The organism is Micromonospora sp. NPDC047707 (assembly GCF_040704235.1).
In the GTDB taxonomy this organism is placed as follows: Bacteria; Actinomycetota; Actinomycetes; order Mycobacteriales; family Micromonosporaceae; genus Micromonospora.
Genome location: NZ_JBEYSU010000047.1, coordinates 14,807 through 25,349, shown reverse-complemented (window position 1 = coordinate 25,349; position 10,543 = coordinate 14,807). Strand labels below are relative to the sequence as shown.

The 10,543-nt window shown below is 64.1% G+C and carries 9 protein-coding genes and 3 pseudogenes; 5 read left to right on the top strand and 7 right to left on the bottom strand.

Going from position 1 to position 10,543, the window contains the following annotated elements:
- Window positions 1–392: 392 nt before the first annotated feature.
- The 3 genes and pseudogenes from AB0873_RS29160 to AB0873_RS29150 form a co-directional block, all read left to right on the top strand.
- Window positions 393–519, top strand: a pseudogene (locus tag AB0873_RS29160) (IS5/IS1182 family transposase); the annotation flags it as partial.
- 531 nt (window positions 520–1,050) lie between these two features.
- Window positions 1,051–1,185: pseudogene (locus AB0873_RS29155) on the top strand (transposase family protein); the annotation flags it as partial.
- A gap of 233 nt (window positions 1,186–1,418) precedes the next feature.
- Window positions 1,419–1,706 carry a hypothetical protein gene (locus tag AB0873_RS29150; RefSeq protein WP_366603720.1) on the top strand — a complete coding sequence of 96 codons (288 nt, stop codon included), beginning with the start codon at window positions 1,419–1,421 and terminating at the stop codon, window positions 1,704–1,706.
- 68 nt (window positions 1,707–1,774) lie between these two features.
- On the opposite strand, the gene AB0873_RS29145 is transcribed toward AB0873_RS29150, so the two are convergent.
- From AB0873_RS29145 to AB0873_RS29115, 7 genes and pseudogenes are all read right to left on the bottom strand, one after another.
- The gene (locus tag AB0873_RS29145; RefSeq protein ID WP_366603714.1) at window positions 1,775–2,401 is read right to left on the bottom strand and encodes a hypothetical protein; all 627 of its coding nucleotides are present in this window, start codon (window positions 2,399–2,401) and stop codon (window positions 1,775–1,777) included.
- A gap of 190 nt (window positions 2,402–2,591) precedes the next feature.
- On the bottom strand, window positions 2,592–3,149 hold the full coding sequence (locus AB0873_RS29140) for a hypothetical protein (RefSeq protein WP_366603712.1): 558 nt from the start codon (window positions 3,147–3,149) through the stop codon (window positions 2,592–2,594).
- A gap of 183 nt (window positions 3,150–3,332) precedes the next feature.
- Complete coding sequence (locus AB0873_RS29135; RefSeq protein WP_366603718.1) at window positions 3,333–5,342, bottom strand: glycogen debranching N-terminal domain-containing protein; 2,010 nt, start codon at window positions 5,340–5,342, stop codon at window positions 3,333–3,335.
- Between the two features lie 8 nt (window positions 5,343–5,350).
- Window positions 5,351–5,725 (bottom strand): SCP2 sterol-binding domain-containing protein, encoded by a 375-nt coding sequence (locus AB0873_RS29130; protein WP_366603710.1) that lies wholly within the window; start codon window positions 5,723–5,725, stop codon window positions 5,351–5,353.
- 162 nt (window positions 5,726–5,887) lie between these two features.
- Window positions 5,888–6,700, bottom strand: a pseudogene (locus AB0873_RS29125) (transposase family protein).
- A gap of 226 nt (window positions 6,701–6,926) precedes the next feature.
- Window positions 6,927–7,265: a hypothetical protein gene (locus AB0873_RS29120; RefSeq protein WP_366603709.1), complete on the bottom strand. Its 339-nt coding sequence runs from the start codon at window positions 7,263–7,265 to the stop codon at window positions 6,927–6,929.
- 551 nt (window positions 7,266–7,816) lie between these two features.
- Window positions 7,817–8,641 (bottom strand): IclR family transcriptional regulator, encoded by an 825-nt coding sequence (locus AB0873_RS29115; RefSeq protein WP_366603707.1) that lies wholly within the window; start codon window positions 8,639–8,641, stop codon window positions 7,817–7,819.
- A gap of 207 nt (window positions 8,642–8,848) precedes the next feature.
- Between AB0873_RS29115 and AB0873_RS29110 the strand changes: the two genes are divergently transcribed.
- Together AB0873_RS29110 and AB0873_RS29105 are read left to right on the top strand one after the other, a co-directional pair.
- Window positions 8,849–10,261 (top strand): amidase, encoded by a 1,413-nt coding sequence (locus AB0873_RS29110; RefSeq protein WP_366603706.1) that lies wholly within the window; start codon window positions 8,849–8,851, stop codon window positions 10,259–10,261.
- 28 nt (window positions 10,262–10,289) lie between these two features.
- A partial coding sequence (locus AB0873_RS29105) for a hypothetical protein (RefSeq protein WP_366603705.1) occupies window positions 10,290–10,543 on the top strand: 254 nt, incomplete at its 3' end.

The following is a 10,543-nucleotide window of genomic DNA, read 5'->3' as shown; positions in this document are numbered from 1 at the left end:
ACTCGATCCACGGCGGCTGCTCACCCCCTCCTCACACCCAGACAGAACGACCCTCACCTTCACCGGATACGCCCAACATCATTTCGTTAGGAGCTTAAGAAGAGGCTGGAACCTCGCAGAGTATCGCCAAAGCCAACTTGCGTACCTGCTGCGCGACCCTGCCGGTGCAGAATGCTGGACCGGATGCGCTCTAATTGAGTGCTGCGCCGCGCTGCGCCACCCCGCCGCGGTCCGCGAGTTCATCTTCGGCGACCTACCAGCTGGGGCGAGCCCGACGTGATCACGGTGACTGACACCAGCCTTGAGGCACCGCGACCGCTCGCAGCTGGAAACGGCTGCATCCCCGCCTGCCGCAACCGCAACGCCTGATCGACCAAACCGGCAAGTCTGCCGGGACCCTGGCCATCCAGATCGTCAAACGCAGCGAACCCGGCTTCGTAGTGCTGGCTCCGAAGGTGGGTGGTAGAGCAGACTCTGGCCTGGATCAGCAAGTATCGCCGCTGCGTACGCGACTACGAGGCCCGCCCGAACCACTACGAAGCCATGATCCACATCAGCATGGTAATGACCATGTCACGCCGACTCGCCCGCACCGGCGACTGGTAACTTACTTTCCCGACGACGCTTACTAAGAGGAACCGACACGAGCCGAACGCCCCTCACCCGCGAGAGTCCGCCGGATGTTCCGGTGCCTTCGCGGCGAACAGTACCAAGGCCGAGGCAAGGAGCTACCAGCAGAACCGGCATCATGCACACCGATCACCAAGAGAGCGTCTGGCATTGACCCTCTTCCTTACGACCTTGTGTGCAATAGGAGGGTCGGTGGCGCTGATCCGGTGTGGGTGATGATCTTCGGGTGTCGGTCTGGTGGGCGCGTCGTTGTGTTCAGCCATCCCGTGTTCACCGGGATCCTCCCGCCCGTCATCTGCGCCTGCTGCAAACTGAGCTGCGTGTGGTGTGGTTGTCCGGGCGAGAAGGGGCCGGCTGTACGCTCGTCGGGTAGTCACCGGCGGCGGGCGGCTGGAGCCGGTCGGCGGTTGACGCTGCGGTTTGCTGATCGGCTTTGTCGTTACCCTGGCTCATTTGCGTCTGGGGGTGCCGCACGAGGCCCTGGCGGTGGCGTTCGGGGTGGTGGATGACCGCTCGGCCGTGATTCGGGCGATCGGTCAGGTCCGGCCGTTGCTGGCCTGTCACGGGTTCGCCCGCCCGAGCGGGATCCGGCTGCACACCCTGGCGGACGTGTTCGCCTACGCTGCCGCTGAGCGTGTCACGCTGCGGCTGGACGCCACGGAGATCCGGGTCCGCCGACCCCGTGCGGGGCCGGCCTGGCCGCAAGGCGTTCGTCTCGGACAAGGCGAAACAAAACACGATCAAGACCACCGTGGTGGCCGACGAGCACGGGGCGACCCTGTGGTGCGGTGGACACCGGCCAGGGGCGGATGCATGACACCACCGCCGCCCGCGTCGAAGGCATCGGCGCCCTGCTCGACGCCTACCCACAGGTGGAAGTTCTGGTCGTCGCCGGCTACCAAGGACTGGCCAAGGACCACCCCGACCAGGTTACAGCTCCGCCGCTGAAACTACGCCCCGGCGCACCACCGGTACGTCAGCACGCGTGGCCTGGTATCCGACCGCATGATCACCTGATAAGCGATCCACATCACGGTAGCCCGCAAAGCCCTCGCAATTGCGCACGAGATCGTTAAACAAGAGGATGATTGTTCAGGGCTGTGGGCATGATCAGCCGATATCCGTGAACCCGACACAGGCCAGGCTAAGAGCTATTAGCGCGGGGGCGGAAAACCGGCGTATGTTGCTGGATATAGAATAATTGCGCACCGAAGACGAGAAACGTAATCCCCACGCCGGCTGGGACCGAGACCGGCGGCGTCACACCTACAGCTGTAAGCGCAATAGTAACCACCGTTCCAAGCAGCAACGCGTTGATAGCCCCCACCATAGCCGCTGCTGTAAACAGAAACTGCCACCACCGACCTTTGGCGCCTGCGGCAGTCCAAGTAGCCTTAGTCTCATCTTGTTCCCTCGGGGCTACCCGGGAAAAATACCCGCCCTGCGGCATTAGTTGATCACGATGCCAGGCTCGGATTTCCTGAATCCGTAGTGTAAGAAGGTCACTCTCCGTCATGGTCTGCACGAGCCGAAAAAAGGTGAACCCGCCCAAGGTCAGCAGAATGGGCAGGACCGCCGCGAGGAACGGTCCCATGACGGACCGTCGGTCGACCACAAGTCCCAGTCCGATCAGTGCCGCCGAGAGCGTGGATAAGAATACCGTGAGTCGGCCGTTCGCTTCCATGATCGTTCCAGTATGTGCGGTTTGTAGAGCACTGCGCTCGGTTGTCAGCGCTGACAACAATGCCTGCTCCCGCTCGCGTTCTTCCATACGAGCCTCCCGCCGTCGTGATACCGAGTTTGTTGAATCGTAGTCCGCACTGAAAGGGAGATGTCGGCTTTCCGCGGTCGACAATCAGTCATGTGAGGACGTAGAGGGTGTCCGGTTCGCAGGCTTCGCAAGTGGGGTGAAAAGCCTCTCGGATCGACGAATCGTGACGGTCCATCATGCTACGCGATTATCAAACTCGTCGGTCAGCATCCGCGAGAAAGAGATCCGGCTGCGCCAGGTCGAGATCTCCCGCACCATCGTATTCGACGCACCCCGCCACGCCCGCGGCTTCTTCGAAGCCCTCATCGCCGACAACCTCGACCTCGGCCGACTCCACAACGTCGAAATCATCTTCGGCCGCCGGGTACGCCGCGACACCATCGGCACGTTCCGCACCGCCATCGACCGCCGCGACAACGGCGACGTCCTGCTCAACGTGTTCTACCGGCACTCCCGCATCAAGCAGTACCTCAAAGACGGCCGCGCCATGCGCATCGAGACCGTCATCAACAGCCCCCGCGACCTGGGCTGCCAAGCCCGCCTGCACAACCTCGACGACCTGCAGACCAAGGCCCGTGCCTGCAACCGGCGAATCCTGGAGGCTGAACGTGTCGGTCAGGGCTGCGTCCTCGCGAGTCCAGCCTTTGAGCGGATCGCGCACCCCACCGTTGATCCGGCGGGTGGCAGGACCCCGGCCCTGCGGTTTGGCGATCCTCGGGTTATGGCCCTGACCGGCGCCCTCTGCCACACTCTGCTCGCCGCAACCGGCTTCACCAACAAGAACCTCCGTGTCTTGATCGCCGGGCTGCTCGGCGGCGACTACCGACCCGACCAGATGACCTACGACCTACGCCGGCTACGCCTCACGCATGGCTCGGGCAATCGCGGTTGCCGAACTAAACGGTCGAGCGGTCCGCCGCTCGTCCAGCCGCTACCCATGACGTCCCGCCGCGCTGGCGACGCCCCACCGCCCGGGAACGTCCAGCAGTTCAATGCGCTGGATACTGGCGGGCAGCACGGGATCGGTCGACAACTGTCCGTCGCGGGGCTCCATGCCGAGCAACGTGCGGAGCAGCAACAACGGGGTACCAGTGGACCATGCCTGGGGATTGCAGGCGGTCGGATACTGCACCGGATAGTGCGTCAAATGCCGCTGATATCCGGCGAAGGCCTCCGGGAGCCTGCCGTCGAGATACGCCGCCGCCTCGATCATTCCCTCGGCCAGCTGGGCCGCTTCCTCGGCAAAGCCGTACCGCCGCAGCCCCCAGGAGATAAAGGAGTTGTCGAACGGCCAGACAGTGCCGACGTGGTAACCGACGGGGTTATAGCGGTCGTCGCCCTCGGCCAAGGTGCGGATACCCCAACCGGTGAATAGACGGGGCCCGAGTAGGTGCTCGACGACGTTCGACGCGCGCTTCGGTTCGACGATGCCGCTCCAAAGCAGATGACCGATGTTCGAGGTCAACGAGTCGACGGCGGTGCCGTCGCGGTCCAGCGCGACAGCGTAGTACCCCTCATCAGGCAACCAGAAGTCCCGATTGAACCGGTGCTTGAGCTCGGCGGCCTCCCGTTCTAGCCGGTCGGCATACGCGTCATCGTTCCAAAACTGTCGAGCCAAGCGCGCACCGCGCACCTTCGCGTCATAGGCGTAGCCCTGAATCTCACAGGTAGCGCGCGGGAAGCCTGGTAGCCTGCCGTCCCGGTAGGAGATGCCGTCCCAGGAGTCCTTCCAACACTGATTCTCCAGGCCCGTTTCCTCGTTCCGCCGTTGGTACCAGATGTATCCAGTGCCCAAGATGTCGCCGTACTGGTCGATCCAGTCGAGTGCGCAGCGGGCGAAGTACTCAAGCTGCCGAACGAGCTCGCCATCGCCGGTCCACCGCTCGTACTCGTCGAGTAGTACGACGTACAGCGGCGTGGCGTCGGCAGTGCCGTAGTATGGGGAGTGCGGCTGTTCCTCGAACGCTGCGCTCTCGCCGTAGCGCAGTTCGTGCAATATCTTGCCCGGTTCCTCCTCCCGAAAGTCGTCCAGCCTGCGGCCCTGAAAGTTGCCCAGAAGTCGCAGCGTGGTCGCGGCGAGGTCCGGCGTGAACGGAAGAGTCTGAAGACTGGTGAAAATGCTGTCTCTACCGAAGATCGTCATGAACCAGGGGAGACCCGCCGCTGGCATGCTCTGTCCCCCAGCGGTCAGGGCCACGAACCGCAGTGCCGCGAGGTCGGTCACACTGCAGCGATAGGTCGCGGTTAGTGCCTCACTGTCGCTGTCCAAGCGGGGAATGCGCTGAAGCCACGCGTCAATCTCACTCCGAACCTCTGGACGCGGTCGCTTCTCGCCTTGAAGACTGGCGCGCAGTTCGACACCGTCCCCGAGTGCCTCAACGTGCAGGACCGTCTGCCAGGTGCCATGAGGCTCGATCCGGACGTTGAACGTTAGCCCCTGCTCGTCGACCGCCGCAGGGGCGGAACTCGATATCAGGGTCTCTCGCAGGAAAGTATCTCGTTCGTAGCCCAGCCGCAGTCGTCCGTCTTCCACCTTCCGGTAGTGCCGGCCCTTCTTCTGCCGTATGTCCTTGATCTCGAAAATATCCGCAAAGTCGTTACCGGCCTCGACGCGAATGGTGATCTCCGCGGGCCTGCCTCGGTGGTTGAAGACGGTCACCCGGTCCTCGAAGCTGCGGGTTATCGACTGGTGTCGAATGATCGACAGGTCCGCATCGACGTAGTGACTGGGGGCGCCGGGAACGAGGAAGAAGCGGGTCTCGTAGTAGTGGGTATTGTCCACCGACAGTGTTTGCAGGCGCTCCCCGTTGATTGTCATATTCCAGGTGGCCAGGAAACGGGTGTCGAAAGCGAAGTAACCTACGGGAAACGTAGACGATCGCTGCAAGTTGCCCTGCCGGTCGCAGACGACGAATACGTTGCCGTCTAGGATCCGCACCATTTCGTCGCTCACTGAGCTACCCCTTCGTCTGAGAAGGCACGCGGATGGCGGGCGTCGGACGGGCCAGGGAAAAGCCGTGCGAAGTAGCTGAACAGGATGAACTTCCCGCGAATGCGGATTTGGTAACGCAACCACGCCGACCAGGGGTTGGCCGCACCAGAAGCAAACCGGTCGAACAGACTTCGTGTCGTCTGCACCACGCAGTCCGCCTCGTGCCACTCCTGGGTCAGGTGGAGCGCGCCGTACCGGATGGCGACAGTCCAGTGTTCGATGTCGCCGTCATGGGAGAGATCGAAGCGCAATGTGCCTTCGATCCCCGCGAGAACGTCCTCGTGCCCGCGACGATCGAGAGTGTCGAAGAACCGTCTTGTCAGGTTGACCATCCCGTATCTCCTGTCCCCGCTTCCGTCTCAACATGATGGAATGGCAGCGGGTGATCCGGCACCACCCGGATGAGGTGAGAGCCGGCCGGCCGGGCGCCGGCGCGGCCGCACTTCCAGACGGAGCTTGAGCCATTCTCGGTAACGGCCTGTGACGCTGGATGATCATGTTGTTCGTCTGTGTTCGACGTGCAGCAGCACGAGCGCGGCCGCGACGATCCTGCCGATCGCGCTGGGTTCGAGGCTGACTCGGCGTAGTGCCTTGAAGGTCATCTTGAGCAGTGCGTTGGCCTGTTCGGCTCGTGCTCGGGCGTGGGCCTGTAGCCAGTTGAGTTGTTTGACCTGGTCGGTGAGTTTGGTGCGGGCGGTCTTCTTGGCTTCGCCTTCGTAGCCCAGGTCGGCCAGGGCGTGCAGGTCCTCGTCGGTCCCACGCCCGCAGCGCGGGCAGGATCTCGGGGTGAGCGCGCAGGCAGGTCGTGTCGTGTTCACGGCCCGGGCGCACCTCGGAGGTCCACAGCGGCCAGCCGTCCGGGGCGGATACGACCTGGAGGTTGCCGCCATGGTGATGGTGTTTGCCAGACCACCAGAGGTCTACCCCGAGCGTGGGTCCCCGGCGCGGCACACCGGTCGGTGTAGATCAGGCTGCCTTCGATGTTGACGTGGCCGTAGCCTGCGATCTTCGCTGCCAGCAGTGCGCTGTGCAGCGCGGGCTTGCGGTCGGTCAGTGCGTTGATGCCCTCGTGCAGGCAGCGGTAGGCGGTCGGCACGGAGATCGCGTTGTCCATGGCGAGTTGCTTGAGGCGGGTGGCGTCGAGGAACCACCTGCACTACCAGCACAGCCTGCTGGAAGCAGGTCAACGCCCGCCGCCGGGCGCGGGTGCCTCGCCGCCGGCGTTCGGCGTACAGCAGGCTCGATACGAACAGCACCGTCTCCTGGCGCGCGTTGAGGACCGCGGTGTATGTGACACTTGCAGGCACGTGGAGCCCCTATGAAGTTGATCTGTCGAAGGACCACTTCATACAGGGGCTCCACGCATACGTGGTGCAGCGAAACGACTTCGGCGCGTCGCCTGTCGCTTGTGATCATGCGCGCCAGGGATCGGGGCTGGCTCCCTGGTAGCGTCTCTTCCCGTGCCCGCACGGATCCACGTGTACTGCCGCCATGCTGATGTCTCACTCGACCCGGAGCAAATGCTCGGTGAGATCAGAAGTGCTGATCTGATGACCCTCGCGGAGGTTCTCGATCTGCCCGAGGGGTGAAGAGGCTGCGGTCGACGCGATATGGCCGCACCTGCGGGTCGAACAGGTCGGCGGCACCGTTGAGGTCCGCTTCGGCCACATCGATGCCGAGGCGCACCGTGTCGGCGGAGCCGAGGGCTCGGTTGGTTTTCAGAAGGTCCACCTGCTGTCCGTCGATGAACTCGAAGACCAGGTAGGGAATCTCGCCTCCGTCGAGGTAGTCCGCCCCCTCGACCTTGACCACGCTGCGATGCGGCGCCAGACGCAGCAGGGTTTGGTACTCGACCTTCAGCCGCTCGATCACCGACTCCCGGTCTCGGTGGACGATCTTGACAACGGTCGACGCCAGCGAGGTTGTCGTATGCCTGGTAGGCCGTGCCGAACGATCCCGTACCCAGCTTTCGGCGGATGGTGAACTTCCGCGTCAGCTGGTAGCCCGCCGGCAGATTGCGGTAGTCGGGCCACTGGGTGGAGGAGCCCCCCGCTGTCGGCCAGTTCGGAGGTGAGCCCCGCCGCGGCCATCACGTCGGATGGAAGGACGCTGCCCTTGCGAAACTGATCCGCCGAGGTGGCAAAGGGCAGTTCCCCGGTGAGCAGGCGAAACGCGATGACACCTGCCGCGTAGACGTCCGACGCTCGGCTCATCGCCTGTGCCCGGTTCTCGGTCAGTCACCCCTGTTTGTCTTACAGTCCCTGACCTGGTCGTCTCGAAGGATCGCGTGACGGCCGTCTCCCATCTACGCAACACGCCCACCAGGGGTAAATCGTACACCAATCTGTAGACCAAACCGGATCTGGTCGTGCATTGGTATCAGGTAGTGGTCCATCGATGCTGACGGTTCTGCGGGGTGGCGATCAGTTCTCGAACGCCGCTTCCGCCGCGTCCGTCGCCGCACGCAGCGCCTCAGCCAGCACCTCGACTCTGCTGGCTGGTAGGCGAGCGCTCGGCACTGAGATGGAAAGCGCGCCGACCTGATGGAGAGACCGGGCGATCAGTCGGCGTCCGATGGCCGATACGCCCGACTCCGTGGCCTCCTGGTTGAGAGCGTACCCGCGCTGGCGCACCAGGTGGAGCTCCCGCATCAGGTCCTGAAACTCCTCTGATAAGAGCACGTTGGTAGCCCCATCGACAGGCTCCTGTTGCCCCCTGCCGCCGATGCTCGGTCCGGCCCTGCCTGCCTTGCCGGTGTCCTTGACAAGGTACAGGTATCGGAGCTCATCCTCGCTCAACGCCGCTAGCAGGGCCTTACCGCCGGATGACTTGTGCGCCGCCAGGACGGCGCCCTGCCGGTCACCGACGTGCAGCAGCTGGGCCGATTCGACGGTGGCCAGGAACCGGGTCTGGGTGCCAACCCGCACCATGAGGTTGACCGTCTCCCCAACCTGACTGCACAGGGCTTCCATGAACGGCAGCGTAGCCCGGCGGAACTGCTGGAGCGTCGGGCTGCCACCGACACTCGAGACCGCCAGCGCGGGGCCGGCGATGTAGCCTCGGCTCTCGTCCTGGATGGCGAAGTTGCGGTAGGCCAGCATGGCGAGGAGCCGGTGTGCCGTCGATCGGGCGACGCCGAGTTCGTCCGCAGCATCACTTACCCGAATCCGGCCCCTGTCTCGCAACACCTCCAGCAGCCGGAGGGCGTTGTCGACGGAGGCAAGGGGATAGGGGGGCTTATTCCTCATGGCAGAATAATCTAGCACCGGGTGGGACGCGTCTGTAACTTCACTCACACCTGAGAAACTGCAGGTCGGAGGCCATGTTGCCGGTCAACCCGGCGCTTCGCCGACGGTCACCCCTGGACCAAACCATCACAGAATGGACCAGGGGCGCAACGCATCCGCCGTTGTCGCGTCCGCTGCCGCGACACGCATCGCAGAGGAACCAGGACCATGGATCCTTTCATGTCGGCAACAGCCATTGCCCGGGCGATCAGAGCTCGGGATTTGAGCCCGGCAGAGGTGGTTGATACCTACCTCGACAGGATTGATCGGTTCAACGGCGGTCTCAACGCGATCATCTGGCGTGACGACGCGGGGTTGAAGGCCGCCGCGGAGGAGGCCGAGCGGGCTGTGTTGGCCGGGGAGCCTCTGGGGCCCTTCCATGGGGTTCCGATCCCCATCAAGGACCTCACCTCGGTCGCGGGACAACCCAACACCATGGGCTCCCGGGCCGTGTCGGCCGAACCGCGTGTAGAGAACGACCTGGTTGTGGACCGACTCGCCGAGGCCGGTTTCCTCTTCATGGGCCGCTCGAACACACCCGAGATGGGGCCCATGACGGTGACGGAGAATCTCCGCTACGGCAATACCGCGAACCCCTGGCACCCCGGTTATTCGCCGGCCGGCTCGAGTGGTGGTGCGGCTGTGGCTGTCGCCGCCGGAATGGCGCCGGTTGCACATGGCAACGACGGCGGGGGCTCCCTACGAATGCCGGCGTCAGCTTGCGGTCTCGTCGGGCTCAAGCCAAGCCGTGCTCGAGTTCCCCAGCGCCTGCAGTCGTGGTGGGAGTACGGCACGAGCGAGGGTGTCATCACCCGGTACCTCGAAGACACGGCGGGGATCCTGGACGCGATTTCGCGGCCAGACCCGCACGGGTGGTTTCAAGCGCCCCCGCCGGCACGGCCGTACTCCGCCGAACTTGGCCGTGAACCCGGCCGACTCCGAGTCGGGCTGCTGCTCGACGCTCCAACCGGGCTTCCCGTCGACCCGGACTGTGTGGCCGCTGCGACAGGCCTGGCCAACCTGCTCGAGAGGATGGGTCACGACGTCTATCCGGTAGAGCCGATCATGCTGAGCCAACAGGCAGCGGACAGCTACGTCAACATCATCATGGCGGCGGCGCTGTATGCGCCGGGATACGACGATCCCGAGCTGGCCGAGCCGTACAACGGGTACCGCCGGGAACACGTCAAGCAGTATCACGCAGGACAGTACGTCCAGGCGAGCGCCCTCCTGCAAAGCGAGTCGCGGCAGATTGTCGCCCAGTGGGGGCGAGACTTCGATCTTCTGCTCACCCCGACGATGGCGTGCGTCCCCCCGGCGCTCGGATCGGTCCTGGCCGAGGCGAATGGGAACGTCAACGGCCCTCGGTTGACCGAGATACGGATGGTCTCGTTCACCGTTGTCTGCAACGTTACTGGCCTGCCGGCCATAAGCCTGCCGGTGCACTTCTCCCCAGAGGGGCTGCCGGTCGGTGCGCAACTCATTGGCGCACCGTTCGACGAAGCGACGCTGATCCGACTCGCTGCCCTGATCGAACCGGAAATCGGGTGGGTCACCGCCGTCCCACCCCGATACCGGTAGCTGTCCGTACCCAAGGCAAGGACTGAACGTGATGATGGAACGACAACGGCGGCGAACGGTCAGCGTCGCTCTGCTTCTGGTGTGCGCACTTGCGCTGTCGGCCTGCAACACCTCCAGTGGCGCAGGAACCGAGCGAGCCTCGACCTCTGTGGAGGTGCTCGCTGCGGCTGCGGAGGCGGTCGAGAAGGGTTATCGGGGTACGTATGGTGCTCCGCCGGTGTCGGGCCCGAGGCCCGCTGTGGGCAAGGATGTCTGGATTGTTTCGGCGTTCCAGCAGGTGCA

Coding starts and splice junctions, on each gene's coding strand:
- AB0873_RS29130 (WP_366603710.1), bottom strand. CDS start 5,725: ATGGTCAACCTGACAAGACGGTTCTTCGACACTCTCGATCGTCGCGGG.
- AB0873_RS29145 (WP_366603714.1), bottom strand. CDS start 2,401: ATGGAAGAACGCGAGCGGGAGCAGGCATTGTTGTCAGCGCTGACAACC.
- AB0873_RS29115 (WP_366603707.1), bottom strand. CDS start 8,641: ATGAGGAATAAGCCCCCCTATCCCCTTGCCTCCGTCGACAACGCCCTC.
- AB0873_RS29135 (WP_366603718.1), bottom strand. CDS start 5,342: ATGGTGCGGATCCTAGACGGCAACGTATTCGTCGTCTGCGACCGGCAG.
- AB0873_RS29110 (WP_366603706.1), top strand. CDS start 8,849: ATGGATCCTTTCATGTCGGCAACAGCCATTGCCCGGGCGATCAGAGCT.